The 14,589-nt window shown below is 71.3% G+C and carries 16 protein-coding genes and 1 tRNA gene; 8 read left to right on the forward strand and 9 right to left on the reverse strand.

Annotated features, from left to right (window positions below; genetic code table 11):
* Nucleotides 1-11 precede the first annotated feature (11 nt).
* Complete coding sequence (locus tag IE252_RS04325) at nt 12-1,790, forward strand: S8 family serine peptidase (RefSeq protein ID WP_190087942.1); 1,779 nt, start codon at nt 12-14, stop codon at nt 1,788-1,790.
* A 28-nt stretch (nt 1,791-1,818) separates the two neighbouring features.
* Nucleotides 1,819-2,316 (forward strand): hypothetical protein, encoded by a 498-nt coding sequence (locus IE252_RS04330; RefSeq protein ID WP_190087943.1) that lies wholly within the window; start codon nt 1,819-1,821, stop codon nt 2,314-2,316.
* A 58-nt stretch (nt 2,317-2,374) separates the two neighbouring features.
* Here IE252_RS04330 and IE252_RS04335 read toward each other — a convergent pair whose 3' ends face one another.
* The 4 genes from IE252_RS04335 to IE252_RS04350 form a co-directional block, all read right to left on the reverse strand.
* Nucleotides 2,375-3,031 (reverse strand): disulfide bond formation protein B, encoded by a 657-nt coding sequence (locus tag IE252_RS04335; protein WP_190087944.1) that lies wholly within the window; start codon nt 3,029-3,031, stop codon nt 2,375-2,377.
* Nucleotides 3,031-3,189 (reverse strand): DUF5993 family protein, encoded by a 159-nt coding sequence (locus tag IE252_RS04340; protein ID WP_190087945.1) that lies wholly within the window; start codon nt 3,187-3,189, stop codon nt 3,031-3,033. The genes IE252_RS04335 and IE252_RS04340 overlap by 1 nt, the downstream gene beginning before the upstream one ends.
* Before the next feature lie 149 nt (nt 3,190-3,338).
* Nucleotides 3,339-3,412 (reverse strand) — tRNA-Pro (locus tag IE252_RS04345).
* A gap of 78 nt (nt 3,413-3,490) precedes the next feature.
* Nucleotides 3,491-4,432, reverse strand: coding sequence for a metallophosphoesterase (locus tag IE252_RS04350; protein ID WP_190087946.1), 942 nt, complete (start codon nt 4,430-4,432; stop codon nt 3,491-3,493).
* A gap of 156 nt (nt 4,433-4,588) precedes the next feature.
* Between IE252_RS04350 and IE252_RS04355 the strand changes: the two genes are divergently transcribed.
* Nucleotides 4,589-5,053 (forward strand): GatB/YqeY domain-containing protein, encoded by a 465-nt coding sequence (locus IE252_RS04355; RefSeq protein ID WP_190087947.1) that lies wholly within the window; start codon nt 4,589-4,591, stop codon nt 5,051-5,053.
* A 78-nt stretch (nt 5,054-5,131) separates the two neighbouring features.
* On the opposite strand, the gene IE252_RS04360 is transcribed toward IE252_RS04355, so the two are convergent.
* A complete protein-coding gene (locus IE252_RS04360) occupies nt 5,132-7,390 on the reverse strand; it encodes a transglycosylase domain-containing protein (protein WP_190087948.1) in 2,259 nt (752 codons plus the stop codon).
* Between the two features lie 405 nt (nt 7,391-7,795).
* On the opposite strand from IE252_RS04360, the gene IE252_RS04365 reads away from it, so the two are divergent.
* Entirely contained in the window at nt 7,796-8,161 is a 366-nt protein-coding gene (locus IE252_RS04365) for a WhiB family transcriptional regulator (RefSeq protein WP_180357204.1), read from the forward strand.
* 36 nt (nt 8,162-8,197) lie between these two features.
* Here IE252_RS04365 and bagB read toward each other — a convergent pair whose 3' ends face one another.
* On the reverse strand, nt 8,198-9,523 hold the full coding sequence (bagB, locus tag IE252_RS04370) for an ATPase BagB (protein WP_190088392.1): 1,326 nt from the start codon (nt 9,521-9,523) through the stop codon (nt 8,198-8,200).
* Nucleotides 9,524-9,525: 2 nt separating this feature from the next.
* Nucleotides 9,526-10,491 (reverse strand): ATPase BagA, encoded by a 966-nt coding sequence (gene bagA, locus IE252_RS04375; RefSeq protein ID WP_190087949.1) that lies wholly within the window; start codon nt 10,489-10,491, stop codon nt 9,526-9,528.
* A gap of 72 nt (nt 10,492-10,563) precedes the next feature.
* On the opposite strand from bagA, the gene sp36 reads away from it, so the two are divergent.
* Both sp36 and IE252_RS04385 read left to right on the forward strand, forming a co-directional pair.
* Nucleotides 10,564-10,725 carry a Sp36 family protein gene (gene sp36 / locus IE252_RS04380; RefSeq protein WP_003975360.1) on the forward strand — a complete coding sequence of 54 codons (162 nt, stop codon included), beginning with the start codon at nt 10,564-10,566 and terminating at the stop codon, nt 10,723-10,725.
* A complete protein-coding gene (locus IE252_RS04385) occupies nt 10,722-11,189 on the forward strand; it encodes a RidA family protein (RefSeq protein WP_190087950.1) in 468 nt (155 codons plus the stop codon). The genes sp36 and IE252_RS04385 overlap by 4 nt, the downstream gene beginning before the upstream one ends.
* 233 nt (nt 11,190-11,422) lie before the next feature.
* On the opposite strand, the gene IE252_RS04390 is transcribed toward IE252_RS04385, so the two are convergent.
* Together IE252_RS04390 and IE252_RS04395 are read right to left on the reverse strand one after the other, a co-directional pair.
* A complete protein-coding gene (locus IE252_RS04390; protein WP_190087951.1) occupies nt 11,423-12,445 on the reverse strand; it encodes a LacI family DNA-binding transcriptional regulator in 1,023 nt (340 codons plus the stop codon).
* A 24-nt stretch (nt 12,446-12,469) separates the two neighbouring features.
* Complete coding sequence (locus IE252_RS04395) at nt 12,470-13,258, reverse strand: response regulator transcription factor (protein ID WP_190087952.1); 789 nt, start codon at nt 13,256-13,258, stop codon at nt 12,470-12,472.
* A 233-nt stretch (nt 13,259-13,491) separates the two neighbouring features.
* On the opposite strand from IE252_RS04395, the gene IE252_RS04400 reads away from it, so the two are divergent.
* Together IE252_RS04400 and IE252_RS04405 are read left to right on the forward strand one after the other, a co-directional pair.
* On the forward strand, nt 13,492-14,298 hold the full coding sequence (locus IE252_RS04400) for an alpha/beta hydrolase family protein (protein ID WP_190087953.1): 807 nt from the start codon (nt 13,492-13,494) through the stop codon (nt 14,296-14,298).
* A 33-nt stretch (nt 14,299-14,331) separates the two neighbouring features.
* Nucleotides 14,332-14,586 carry a MoaD/ThiS family protein gene (locus tag IE252_RS04405; RefSeq protein WP_190087954.1) on the forward strand — a complete coding sequence of 85 codons (255 nt, stop codon included), beginning with the start codon at nt 14,332-14,334 and terminating at the stop codon, nt 14,584-14,586.
* Nucleotides 14,587-14,589 lie beyond the last annotated feature (3 nt).

A 14,589-nucleotide genomic window follows, 5' to 3' on the forward strand; every position in this document is an offset into this window, starting at 1 on the left:
GAGTGGGAACCATGGGCGACTCGCTCGGCACGGCCGGCGCGGCCGGGGCACAGGACCCCGGGCCCGAGGGCGCGGGCTTCGCGTACCACCCGGTCGAGCGGGAGCTGATCGTGGTCGCCCGCCCCGAACTCGTACAGGACGGCTCGCCGATCTCCGAGGCGCCCCCGGGATCGTCCGCCCTGGACATGTTCCTGATGGACCAACAGCTGGCCCTGGAGCCGCTGTTCGGCAGTGAGGCCCGGGTGCGTGAGGCGCTGGCGCTGCTCCCCCGGCACGGCGTCGACGTACCCGACCTCACGCTCTTCCACCGCGTGCGCGGCGGCGAGGACCGCCTGGAGGAGCTCGCCTCCCGGCTCGCGGGCCTGCCCGGGATCGACACGGCGTACGTGAAGCCGAGCGCGCTCCCGGCGACGGGCCCGTTCGGCGCGAAGGACGACGGCGACGCGCGCGCCGACGAAGGGCGGCGCGAGAAGGAAGGGGCCGCCACCCCCGACTTCAGCGGCCGCCAGGGCTACCTGGGCCCCGCGCCCGACGGCGTGGACGCGGCCTGGGCGTGGCTCCAGGCGGGCGGCTCCGGCGAGGGCGTGAGCATCGTCGACGTCGAGGCGGCCTGGCAGCTCGGCCACCGCGACCTCGGGCCCAAGCTCGCCGGGATCGTCGCGGGCACCCCCGTCGAGGACCTGGCCTGGCGCAACCACGGAACCGGCGTGCTCGGGGTGCTCGGCGGCAGCCGCACCGGCAGCGGCACGCTCGGCATCGTCCCGGAGGCGGTCCTCGCGGTCGCGTCGATCCACGGCATCGGCACGGCCCGGGCCATCACCGGCGCCGCCGACCGCCTCACCCCCGGCGACATCCTGCTGGTCCCGCTGCACCGCCCCGGCCCGCGCTTCGGCTACGCGGCCGACGACGACCAGCGCGGTCACATCCCGCTGGAGTGGTGGCCCGACGACTACGCGGCCGTGCGGTACGCGACGGCGCGCGGCGTGGTGGTCGTCGAGGCGGCCGGCAACGGCGCGGAGAGCCTGGACGACGCGCTGTACGAGGCGCGCCCGGACGGCTTCCCGGCGTGGTGGCGCAACCCGTTCGACCCGGCGGCCCCGTCCTCCGGCGCGATCGTGGTCGGCGCGGGCGCCCCGCCGCCGGGCACGCACGGCCGCGACCACGGCCCCGACCGCTCCCGCCTGGGCTTCTCCAACTTCGGTACGCGGGTGGACGCCCAGGGCTGGGGCCACGAGGTCACCACGGCGGGCGGCTTCTGGAACCGGCCGGGCGAGCTGCAGGGCGGGCAGTCGGAGGACACCTGGTACACGGACGCGTTCTCCGGCACGTCACCGGCGGCCGCGCAGGTCGCGGGCGTGCTGGCCGCGCTCCAGGGGATGCTGCGCACGGCGGGCCTGGCCCCGCTGGCGCCCGAGCCCCTGCGCGAGCTCCTGCGCCGCACCGGCTCGCCGCAGCGGGAGGCGCCGGGCCGCCCGTCCTCGCAGCGCATCGGCACCCGCCCGGACCTGCGCGCCGCGGTGGCCCACCTCGTACCGCGCCGCATCACGGAGGGCGTGGCGGAACGCTTCTGGGACGACCTGCTGCCGGACCCGCCCGACCCTCTCGACGCGCACCACAGCACCACGCGCCTGCGCCTGTACGTGAACGGGGCGTGGCGCACCCTCACCGACCCCGAGCCGCACGTCCGCCTGGCGGTCCACACCGCGTTCGCGGGCGGCCGCCACGCCGTACGCGTCCGGTACACCGATGCCGACGAGGTCGTGGGCGTGACGGTGACGGGCGAGAGGTGACCCCCAACACGAGGAAAGGGGAACAGAGATGACGTCCTTCGTACCGCAGCAGTTCGAGCAGGGCACGGGTCAGGGGATGGGCCAGGGGATGGGTCCGGGGCAGGGCTTCGGTCAGGGCCAGGGAATCGGCCAAGGGCAGGGGCAGGGCCAGGGCGTCCCGCAGCACCTCCAGCAGCAGCTGCACCAGCTGGGCCAGCAGCAGCCGTTCCAGTCGCTGCTCCAGCAGTTCGGCCAGCAGCCGGGCACCCAGCCCCAGGCGCAGCCCCAGCCCCAGGCACAACCGCAGGCGCAGTACTTCGTCGCGTACGCAACAGCCGTACAGGCGCCGATCGCCCCGTTCCCGGGGATCGAGGCGTCCATGACCCTGGTGGTCAACGGCCGCCAGGTGCGGCTGCCGCACCCGAGCCAGTTCGTGATCGAGCGGGTCCTGAGCGCGTTCCGGCACGGCCAGTTCGTCCGGGTGGCGTACGACGACCGGATGATGGTGAAGGGGATCGAGATAGAGGCATCGAGGCCGATGCAGTAGCAGCCCGACCATCGAGGAGGGGCCCGGGCCGCGAAGACGGTGGCCCGGGCCCGGCGGCTCAGGGCAGCAGATGGACGTCGTAGAAGAACTGATACCGCGACGGATCGTCAGGTAGGAACCAGTGAAACCCTTCCAGCAGAAAGACAGCGACGAGATTCACGGCGATGACGAGCGCGACGAAGGCGAGCACGCACCGCCCGACGGCCCGCAGGGGTGAGGCGGGAAGCACGCGGTCGGCGGTGACGGGCGCGAAGGCGAGGACGACGCCGACGGCGAGGATCGACGCCACGAAGAGGACCCAGGCCCAGACGTACAGATGCAGCCCGAGGACGGGGCTGCCGTATCCCTTGTCGCCGGGCAGGATGTGCAGCATGGTCTGCCGCCACGAGGTGAACCCCCCGCCCACACAGGCGACGAGCGCGAGCCCCCACCCGGTCATGTAGTCGCTCCCGGACACCCGCCCGGTCATCCCCTGCCGTACGACGTACGCGGCCCCGAGCGCGGCCAGCAGCATGAACATCCGCTGCACCATGCAGAGCGGACAGGGATAGTCCCAGTCCCCGAACTGCACGGCGAGCCCGCCGCACACGACCCCGGTCCACCCGACGGCGAAGAGACAGGCGAACCAGTACTGCACCTGCCCGAGCACCCCGCGCCGCTCATCGATGGCGACGGCTACGGGGGAGGTGCTGGGCGTACCACCACTGTCGTCCATCAGTAACTCAGCCCCAGCCCGAGCCCGCTGGTGATGTGATGCGCGAGCAGGAAACAGGTAGCCACAAACACCACCCACCACACCCCGACCCCCACCACCCCCCGCCGCCAAATCCCCACGACGACGACCAGCAGCCCCCCGAAGATGAGCGTGTCCATGGCCGGGACGCTAGCGGGCGGGGGCAGGGGAGGGGGGAGGCTGCGGGGGGACGCGCGCGGGGGTGCCTCGGGAGGGTGTACGGCGCGCACGCAGAAACAGAAGAGCCACCTACTCACGTGAGTAGATGGCTCTCCTGCTGTTTCGGCTGTCGGGGTGGCGGGATTTGAACCCACGACCTCTTCGTCCCGAACGAAGCGCGCTGCCAAGCTGCGCTACACCCCGATGTCACCGGTTGTCGCGGCGACGTCGTTTACTTTAGCCCACCGGCGGCCGGAGACGAAATCCGGTTTCGGGGGGCCGTCACGGGCGGGGTGTCAGGGTCAGCAGGGTGGCCTCCGGGGGGCAGGCGAAGCGGACCGGGGTGTAGCGGTTCGTGCCGCAGCCCGCCGAGACGTGCAGGTAGGCGCGGTTGCCCGCCGACTCGTGGGTGGAGAGGCCCTTCACCCGGTCCGTGTCCAGGTCGCAGTTGGTGACCAGGGCCCCGTAGAAGGGGACGCACAGCTGGCCGCCGTGGGTGTGGCCGGCCAGGATCAGGGGGTAGCCGTCGGCGGTGAAGGCGTCCAGGGAGCGCAGGTACGGGGCGTGGACCACCGCGATCGACAGGTCCGCGTCCTTCTCCGGGCCGCCCGCCACCTTCTCGTACCGGTCCCGCTTGATGTGCGGGTCGTCCAGGCCCGTGAAGGCGAGCTCGAAGCCGCCCTCCAGCTTGAGGCGGCCGCGCGTGTTGCTCAGGCCGACCCAGCCCGCCGTGTCGAACGCGTCCCGGAGCTCCTCCCACGGGTTGTGGACGACACCGACCGCGGGCGGGTTGCCGTTCAGGCCGTGCTTGCCCTGGACTTTCTCCAGCAGATAGCGGGCGGGGTTGCGCAGCCTCGGGCCGTAGTAGTCGTTCGAGCCGAAGACGTACACCCCGGGGAACTCCATCAGCGGGCCCAGCGCGTCCAGGACCTCCGGCACGCCCTCCGTGTCCGACAGGTTGTCGCCCGTGTTGACCACGAAGTCCGGGCGCAGCCCGGCCAGCGACTGGAGCCAGGCGCGCTTCTTGCGCTGGCCGCCGACCATGTGGATGTCCGAGACCTGGAGCACGCGCAGCGGGCGCGCGCCGCGCGGCAGCACCGGGACCGTCACCCGGCGGAGCCGGAAGGACCGGGCTTCGATGCCCGCCGCGTAGGCGATACCGGCCGCCCCGATCGCCGTGATGGCCGCCGTCGTCTTCAGAGGAATCCCGTATCGCGCGCGCATGCGTCCATCGTTGCAGACGTACGTACTCCTACGGCCTTCGCGGGTGGTTCGCGGACGTCCCGTACGCCCCTGCCCGCGCCCCGCGTACGCCCGGACCCGCGCTCCCGGCGTGAAACTGGCACGCGCCCCGGGTGCGCCACCTGCCACACTAGGCGCATGACCACGCTCAAGGCCACGCTCAAGGACGACCTCACCACCGCCATGAAGGCGCGCGACGAGCTGCGCTCGTCGACGCTGCGACTGACCCTCACCGCCATCGCCAAGGAGGAGGTCGCGGGCAAGAGCGCGCGCGAGCTCTCCGACGACGAGGTGCTGCAGGTGATCGCCAAGGAGGCGAAGAAGCGGCGTGAGGCGGCCGAGGCGTTCGACCAGGGCGGCCGGGCCGAGTCGGCGGCGAAGGAGCGGGCCGAGGGCGAGATCCTCGACGCGTACCTGCCCAAGCAGCTCACCGACGACGAGCTCCACGCGATCGTCTTGGAGGCCGTGGCGGAGGCCAGGGCCGCGGGCGCCGAGGGCCCGAAGGCCATGGGCGCCGTGATGAAGATCGTGAAGCCGAAGGTGGCCGGGCTCGCGGACGGCGGCCGGGTGTCGGCGGCCGTCAAGAGCCTGCTGGCGGGCTGACGCACCGCCCGCGTACGTACGCGGAAGGGGCGCCCGGGTGATCCCGGGCGCCCCTTCCGTCGTATGCGAGCCGAGGGCCTACGGGAAGTTCCCGCCGATCGCCCCGTCCGTCGTCGCCCCGCCGATCACTCCCGGCGGGATGGTGATGCCGGGGTTGGGCGGGACGGTGATGCCGCCGCCCGGCTTGTTGTCGCCGGGGCGGTGCTTCTTGCCGCCCTTGCCCTTGCCCTTCGCGTTGTCGCCCCCGTCGCCCGCCGGCGGGTCCTTGGGCTGCGGGTCGGGGATGTCGACCCGTACGAAGTTGGGGGCGGGCTGGCCGGAGAGGGCGCCGGTCATGGCGTCCTTCCAGATCGGTCCGGGGACCTCACCGCCGTACACCTTCTCCTTGTACACGCCGCCGATCGTGATGTTCTCCATCTCGACGCTCTGCGACGGGCTGCCGACCCACACCGCGCCCGACATGTTCGGCGTGTAGCCGACGAACCAGGCGTTCTTGCGCTGGTCGGTGGTGCCGGTCTTGCCCGCGTTGTCGCGGTCCGAGAGGCCCGCCAGCGCACCCGTACCGGAGTCGGTCACGCCGCGCAGCAGCGTGTTGACGCTGTCCGCCGTGTTCTGGGACATCGCCTGGCTGCACGAGGACTTCGGCACCGGCAGCGCCGTACCGTCCGCCTTCTTGATCGACTCGATGGCGACCGGCGTGCAGTAGGTGCCCCGGCTGGCGAAGGCCGCGTACGCGCTCGCCATGTTCAGCGGGGAGATGCCGGTGGAGCCCAGCGTCAGCGCGGACGGCACCATCGGGAGCTTCGCGCCGTTGCCCTGCACCACGTGCAGCTTGTCCGTCATCTGCGACACCGGGCACATGCCGATCTCGCCGAGCATCTGCACGAAGTACGTGTTGACGGACTTCTCCATCGCCGTCCTCAGCGCGTACGGCCCGTGCTCGGACTCGTTCTCGTTCTCCAGCGACTCGTTGCGGACGTTCACCCACGGCTTGGCGCCGCACGTCTGCACGGTCGCCGGGTACGCCATCTCGAACGGCGACGGGTACTGCTGCGTGGGCGGCTTGCCGCCCTCGATCGCGGCGGCGGCCAGGAACGGCTTGAAGGTCGAGCCGACCGGGAAGCCGTAGTTCGAGCCGCCCATCTGCTTGTTCACCGAGAAGTTGATCTGCGTCTCGTGGTTGCCGAAGCCGTACGGCCGCGACTGGCCCATCGCCATGATCTTGCCGGTGCCGGGCTGGACCAGGGTGACCGCCGTGGCGACCTTGTCCGACTGGTAGACGTGGTCCTTGATGGAGGCCTGGGCGGACTGCTGGGCCTGCGGGTCCAGGGTCGTGCGGACGGTGAGACCGCCCTGGTTCCACAGCTTGGCCCGCTCCTCCTTGGTCTTGCCGAAGACCGGGTCGGAGAGGAAGACCTCGCGCACGTAGTCGCAGAAGAAGCCCGCGCCGCTGACGGCCGTGATGCAGCCGTTCTTCGGCTTGGAGACCTTCAGCTTGATCGGGGCGGCCTTGGCGCGGTCCGCCTCGGCCTGCGAGACGTCCTTCATGTCGGCCATCCGCTGGAGCACCGTGTCCCGGCGCTTCTTGGCCTCCTGCGCGTCGTTGACCGGGTCGTACCGGCTCGGCGACTGGACGATGCCCGCCAGCATGGCGGCCTCCTCCAGCTTCAGGTCCTTGGCCGGCTTGGAGAAGTAGCGCTTGGCGGCGGCCTCGACGCCGTACGCCTGCTGCCCGAAGAACGTGATGTTGAGGTAGTTCTCCAGGATCTTCTTCTTGCCGAGCTCCTCCTCGACCTGGATCGCGTACTTCAGCTCCTTGACCTTGCGGCCGAGCGTCTGCTGGGTGGCCTCGGCGACCTTGTCGGGGTCGTCGCCGGCCTCCTCCACGAAGACGTTCTTCACGTACTGCTGGGTGAGGGTGGACGCGCCCTGGGCCACCCCGCCCGACGTGGCGTTCTTGTTGAGCGCGCGCAGCACGCCCTTGAGGTCGATCGCGCCGTGCTCGTAGAAGCGCGAGTCCTCGATCGCGACGATCGCCTTCTGCATGTACGGCGAGATGTCCGCGAGCGGGACCACCGTGCGGTCGCGCGAGTACACGGTCGCGATCGGACCGCCCTTGGAGTCCAGGATCGTGGTGCGCTGACTCAGCGGCGGGGTCTTCAGATTGGCGGGGATCTCGTCGAACCCCTCGACCGTGCCCTTGGCCGCGAGCCCCAGCGCGCCGAACGCCGGCAGCGCGATGCCCGCGAGCACCGCTCCGGAGAGCACACTCACCCCGACGAACTTGGCGGCCTGCTGGGTCCCGGTCAGACCACCGCCCGAGCGCTTCTTTGCCATGGGGGCAGCCTACGTTCTGATTCGCCGGACACGGGTCAATGCTCTGGCCTAAGCTGCTCTCAACTGTCACAGCAGTGCGGTTGTGCATCAAGTCGATGTTTATCGCCGTTCAACTCTCGCAAGAGGGCGGCCGTCCCGAATCGCCGTCCGTTTACGCCTCATGCGTCATCAGGCGTCCGTTGTGGCTCAACTGGAACGTCCCGCTTGGTCGGGTTTGTCACTTATGTCCCCAGCTCACTCCGTTGGGTGATCTGCCGCGTACGCATAGTCCGTTCGGGCCATTCAAGATTGGGCCCGAAGGGGGTGTTGCGCTGTGCCCACCTTCCGTAACGTCCTCAACTGGCAGCGGTGAATATGCCTCTGCCGCCGTGGGGGAGCCTCGATTCGGGAGAGGACGGCGCCGGCATGGGCTGGGTAACCGACTGGAGTGCGCAGGCAGCCTGCCGCACTACCGATCCGGACGAACTGTTCGTACAGGGTGCGGCTCAGAACAGGGCGAAGGCGGTGTGCACCGGATGTCCGGTGCGGACCGAGTGCCTCGCGGACGCACTGGACAACCGCGTCGAATTCGGCGTGTGGGGCGGAATGACGGAACGGGAGCGCCGCGCACTGCTGCGCCGCCGGCCCACCGTCACGTCCTGGCGGCGTCTCCTGGAGACGGCGCGTACGGAGTACGAGCGCAGCACGGGCATCCTGCCCGTGGGCATCGACGACGAGGAGGCGTACGCCTACCGGCACGCCGTGGACGAGACGTACGCGGCCGTGGGGTAAGCCCGCGCACGTACGACACGTACGTAACCAGACGTATCAGAGCGCTCCGGCCGTCTCTTCCTGGGCCGCGAGCCGTTCCCCGATGGCCCGGAGCCCGGCGAGATCGTGTACGTCGCCGGGCAGGGCGGCCACTTCGGCCACCGGGACTTCGGGGTGGAGTGCGGTGAAGCGGTCTCGCGTGCGCTGCTCGCGGGCGAGCACCTGCATCCGCTCGGCGTGCAGGCGCAGCAGACCGGCGGTCAGCCGGTCGACCGACACGCCGTGTTCGGGTGCGCTGTCCTGGGACGCGCTGTCCTCGGAACCGGTGGGGGAGGGAGCTTCGGGAGAGGAACCACCGGTGCCACGATCCTCAGCCTTCCCGGACCCCTGATCGACAATGCGGCCGTCGACAAGATTTTCCCCACGGCCCTCGCCCCGGTCCTCGCCGCCCCGGTCCTCGTCCAGGTGCTCCGCCGCCGCGAGCGCCCGCTCGGCCGACAGCCGGGCCGCGCCGCTGCCGTGCACCCGGTTCAGGACGAGACCCGCCAGCGGCATCGTGTCGGCCGCCAGCCGCTCCACGAAGTACGCGGCCTCGCGCAGCGCGTCCCGCTCCGGCGCCGCGACCACGAGGAAGGCCGTGCCAGGGGCCTGGAGCAGCCGGTAGGTGGCGTCGGCGCGGGTGCGGAAGCCGCCGAACATCGTGTCCATCGCCGCCACGAACGTCTGGACGTCCCGCAGCAGCTGCCCGCCGAGGAGCTTGCCGAGCGTGCCGGTCATCATCGACATGCCGACGTTGAGGAACTTCATCCCGGCCCGGCCGCCCATCTTCGCGGGCGCCATCAGCAGCCGGATGAACTTGCCGTCCAGGAACGACCCCAGCCGCTTCGGCGCGTCCAGGAAGTCCAGCGCCGAGCGCGACGGCGGGGTGTCCACGACGATCAGGTCCCACTCGTCGCGGGCCCGCAGCTGGCCCAGCTTCTCCATCGCCATGTACTCCTGCGTGCCCGCGAAACCGGCCGACAGGGACTGGTAGAAGGGGTTGGAGAGGATCGCCCGGGCGCGCTCCGGGTCCGCGTGCGCCTCGACGATCTCGTCGAAGGTCCGCTTCATGTCGAGCATCATGGCGTGCAGCTCGCCGTCGCCCTCGACGCCCTTGACCCGGCGCGGGGTGTTGTCGAGCGAGTCGATACCCATGGACTGGGCGAGCCTGCGCGCCGGGTCGATGGTCAGCACGACCACCTTGCGGCCGCGCTCGGCGGCCCGCAGCCCCAGCGCCGCCGCCGTGGTGGTCTTGCCCACCCCGCCGGAGCCGCAGCACACCACGATCCGCGTCTTCGGGTCGTCGAGCAGGGGGTCGATGTCGAGCGGCGCCGCCGCGTCCATGCTCACTTGCTTCCCACCCCGGAGTTCCGCAGCTCGGCGGCCAGGCGGTAGAGCCCGGCCAGATCCATTCCCTCGCCGATCAGGGGCAGTTCGTGCACGGGCAGACCCAACCCGCCCACCACCGCCCGCTGTTCGCGCTCCAGCTCCACCCGCTCGGCGTGCTCGGCGGCCTCCTGGAGCAGCGGGGTGACCAGCTTCGCCGAGCCGGTGACCCCGGCGCGGGTGAGCGCCTTGGCGACCTCCTTGCGCCGGTCGCCGGTGACGCCCCGGACCGCCTCCTCGTCCAGCAGGTGCGGGCGGACCATGTTCACGATGACGGCGCCGGTCGGCAGATCGGCGGCGCGCAGCTCGGCGATCCCGTCGGCGGTCTCCTGGACCGGCATCTCCTCCAGGAGCGTCACCAGGTGCACGGCCGTCTCGGGGGACTTCAGCACCCGCATCACGGCCTGCGCCTGGTTGTGTATCGGGCCGATCTTGGCGAGCCCGGCGACCTCGTCGTTGACGTTGAGGAAGCGGGTGATCCGCCCGGTGGGCGGGGCGTCCATGACCACATGGTCGTACGCGTACCGCCCGTGCTTGTCCTTACGCCTGACGGCTTCGCACGCCTTGCCGGTCAGCAGGACGTCGCGGACGCCCGGGGCGATGGTGGTGGCGAAGTCGATGGCGCCGAGCTTCTTCAGGGCGCGGCCCGCCGAACCCAGCTTGTAGAACATCTGGAGGTAGTCGAGCAGGGCCCGCTCGGCGTCGATCGCCAGCGCGTGCACCTCCCCGCCGCCGGGCGCCACGGCGATCTTCCGCTCCTCGTACGGAAGGGTCTCCGCCTCGAAGAGCTGTGCGATGCCCTGTCTGCCCTCGACCTCGACGAGGAGCGTGCGCTTGCCCTCCGTCGCGAGGGCGAGCGCGAGGGCAGCGGCGACCGTGGTCTTGCCGGTACCGCCCTTGCCGCTGACGACCTGGAGCCTGCTCACGTCGTCGAGCCTAACCAGTCGCCCGGCGGCCTACGCATGAGGCTGCCTCCGGCAGCGGCTACAGTCGGCCCCATGACCAAGTGGGAATACGCGACCGTGCCCCTTCTCGTGCACGCGACCAAGCAGATTCTGGACACCTGGGGCGAGGACGGCTGGGAGCTGGTCCAGGTCGTTCCCGGGCCGAACAACCCCGAGCAGCTGGTGGCCTACCTGAAGCGGGAGAAGCAGGCATGAGCGGCGCGGTGGAGGCGAAGCTGGCCGAGCTCGGCCTGACGCTGCCGGAGGTCGTGCCGCCGCTGGCCGCGTACCAGCCGGCCGTGCGGTCGGGTGTGTACGTGTACACCTCCGGGCAGCTGCCGATCGTTGAGGGCAAGCTCACGCTGACCGGCAAGGTCGGTGCGGAGGTCACGGCCGAGGAGGCGAAGGACGCGGCCCGTATCTGCGCGCTGAACGCCCTCGCCGCGGTGAAGTCCGTCGCGGGTGACCTCGACCGGATCGCGCGCGTCGTGAAGGTCGTCGGATTCGTCGCCTCGGCGAGCGACTTCACCGGGCAGCCGGGTGTGATCAACGGGGCGAGCGAGCTCCTGGGTGCCGTGCTGGGCGACAAGGGTGTTCACGCCCGCAGCGCGGTCGGCGTCGCGGTCCTCCCCCTGGACGCGCCCGTCGAGGTCGAGATCCAGGTCGAGCTGAACGACTAGCCGTTCGTCTGCGGGCCGGGGGGTGCTCGCGTAGGGCACCCCCCACCCCGCCCCTTCCCCAAAGCCCTCTGGCGGGCGGGCGGCTTTGTCTGCGGGCCGTCCCCAACTGGTCGCGCAGTTCCCCGCGCCCCTAAATGGCTCGGCTTCGCCATCGCCGTCGCCCGTACCCCCTAGGGGCGCGGGGAGCTGCGCGACCAGCCCGCCACCGGCCCGCAGACGAAGGCCCGCGAAAGCTAGCCGCAGCCGCAGGACCGGCGGATCACCAACCGCGACGGGAACTGCTTCAGGCGTTCCCGGCGCGACCCCGCCACCCGCAGCGCGTCGTCCAGGACCAGGTCCACCGCCGCGCGGGCCATCGCGGGACGGTCGGAGGCGACCGTCGTCAGGGGCGGGTCCGTCAGACCCGCCTCCTTCACGTCGTCGAAGGCCGCCACCGCCAGCTCCCCCGGCACATCGATCCGCAGCTCGCGCGCCGCGCGAAGGACCCCGATCGCCTGGTCGTCCGTGGAGCAGAAGATCGCCGGGGGCCGCTCGGGCCCGCCCAGGATCTCCAGCGCCACCCGGTACGCGTCGTACCGGTTGTACGGCGCCTGGAAGAGCCGCCCCTCCACCGAGCGCCCGGACTCCAGCATCGCCCGCCGCCAGCCCTCCACATGGTCCGCCACCGGGTCGCCGACCGCCGGGGTCGACTCGACCCCGCCGAGGCACGCCACGTACGCGTGACCGTGTTCCAACAGGTGGCGCGTGGCCAGCTGCGCCCCGCCGATGTCGTCCGTGACGACGGCCACGTCGTCGATCGCCTCCGGCCGTTCATGGAGCAGCACCACGCGCGCGTCCCAGGCGTCGATCTCGGCCGCCGCGCGCTCGCTGGGACCCTGGCTGACCAGGATCAGACCCGCGACCCGCATGCCGAGGAACGCCCGCAGATAGTGGACCTCGCGGTCGTCCAGATAGTCGGAGTTGCCGACCAGGACCATTTTCCCGCGTTCGGCCGCCGCCTGCTCCACCGCGTGCGCCATCTCCGCGAAGAACGGCTGGCGCGCGTCCGGGACGATCATGCCTATGAGGTCCGTGCGCCGGGAGGCCATCGCCTGGGCAACCCGGTCCGGCCGGTAGCCCAGCTCCTTGATCGCGGCGAGTACCCGCTCGCGCGTGGCCGGGGCGACCGGCCTCGGTCCGTTGTTGATGACGTAGCTGACGACCGCGGTCGACGTACCCGCCAGTCTCGCCACATCATCCCGCGTCACCTTGGCCACGAGCGGGAGTCTACGCGGGGTGACCTACCTCTGGGCAGGGCGTACGGAGGCTTCCTCCGGCTCCGCGGCGGGCGGGACCGGTGCGGAGGCCACGGATTCCGCGGCCGCCTTGGCCTTGGCTTCTTCCGCCGCCCGTTCGACCTTTTCGGGGGTGACGAACCGGTAGCCGACATTCCGGACGGTACCGATCAGCGACTCGTGCTCGGGGCCGAGCTTGGCCCGCAGTCGCCGTACGTGGACGTCGACCGTCCGCGTACCGCCGAAGTAGTCGTACCCCCACACCTCCTGCAGCAGCTGCGCGCGCGTGAAGACCCGGCCGGGGTGCTGTGCCAGGTACTTCAGGAGCTCGAACTCCTTGAAGGTGAGGTCCAGGACCCGGCCCTTGAGCTTGGCGCTGTAGGTCGCCTCGTCCACGGAGAGGTCGCCGTTGCGGATCTCCATGGGGGAGTCGTCGGAGGTGATCTGCTGGCGGCCCATCGCGAGCCGCAGCCGTGCCTCGACCTCGGCGGGACCCGCGGTGTCCAGGAGCACGTCGTCGATGCCCCAGTCGGCGGTGACGGCGGCAAGGCCGCCCTCGGTGACCACCAGGATCAGCGGGCAGCCGGGGCCGGTGGAGCGCAGCAGCTGGCAGAGGGAGCGGACCTGCGGGAGGTCGCGGCGGCCGTCGACGAGGATCACGTCGGCACCGGGGGTGTCCACCAGGGCCGGGCCCTCGGCGGGGGCCACGCGCACGTTGTGCAGCAGCAGGCCGAGCGCGGGAAGCACCTCGGTCGACGGCTGGAGGGCGTTGGTCAGGAGCAGCAAGGAGCTCATCGCGCCTCACCCGCCACGGTCGTCTGTTTCGGTTTCTTCGGTTCGTGCACGGTCTGCTCGCCCATAACGTCGGTTCCTCCTCGGTCCCTGCGAGGACGTTTACGGCACTGCTTTCGCTGCCCGGCTCCCGCGCCCTGAGAGCCTTTGTTCACCTGCTCGTAACAACGACCAGGAAACGCAAAAGGACCCGGGGGCTGCGCTGCCCGGATCCTCTGCCCAGCAGAATAGCCCACATGAGTTCCGGGGCAGAGGGCCGATTTCACACTGTGGATGTTTCCTCGATCACTAGGGGACCGCGGCGCGCAACTCTGCGCACCTCGGACGGTGTGCCGATCGAGGCTTTCCACGACCCCTGCACGGCGGGTCCGACGGACACCGCGGTCGTGGTCGCGCACGGTTTCACGGGGTCGGCGGCCCGGCCCGCGGTGCGGCGGGCGGCGGGGGTGTTCGCCCAGTACGCGGGCGTGGTGACGTTCTCCTTTCGGGGCCACGGCGGCTCCGGCGGGCGCTCCACGGTCGGCGACCGCGAGGTGCTCGACCTGGCGGCGGCCGTGGAGTGGGCGAGATCACTCGGCTACGCGCGCGTGGTGACCGTCGGCTTCTCCATGGGCGGATCGGTGGTCCTGCGGCACGCGGCGATGCACAAGGGGCTCACGGATGCGCGGACGGATGCCGTCGTCTCCGTCAGTGCGCCGGCCCGTTGGTACTACCGGGGGACCGCCCCCATGCGGCGGCTGCACTGGCTGGTGACCCGGCCCGCCGGGCGCCTGGTCGGGCGGCTCGGCTTCGCCACCCGGATCGACTCCAAGGAGTGGAGCCCGGTGCCGCTCTCGCCGGTCGAGGCGGTCCCGCTGATCGCGCCGACCCCGCTGTTGATCGTCCACGGCGACCGCGACCCGTACTTCCCGCTCGACCACCCCAGGATGCTGGCGGCCGCCGGACCTGCGCGGTTGTGGCTGGAGGAAGGGATGGGGCACGCGGAGAACGCGGCCGGCGAGGAGCTGCTGCGCCGGATCGCGCAGTGGCTGTCGGTGGCGTAGCCCATCATGGGGGACGACGAAAGGAGGGTCGCCATGGCAGCGGGAACCATCCGCTTCTGGGCCGCGGCCAAGTCCGCCGCCGGTGTCGCGGAGGAGCCGTACGCGGCGGCCACACTGGCCGAGGCGCTCGACGCGGTGCGCGAGCGCCACCCCGGCGAGCTGACCCGCGTACTGCTCAGGTGCTCGTTCCTGGTCGACGGTGACCCCGTCGGGACGCGCGGGCATGAGACCGTACGGCTTGCCGAGGGCGGCACGGTCGAGGTGCTCCCGCCGTTCGCAGGAGGGTGACCC

The sequence above is a fragment of the Streptomyces melanogenes genome, assembly GCF_014649795.1.
GTDB lineage: Bacteria > Actinomycetota > Actinomycetes > Streptomycetales > Streptomycetaceae > Streptomyces > Streptomyces noboritoensis.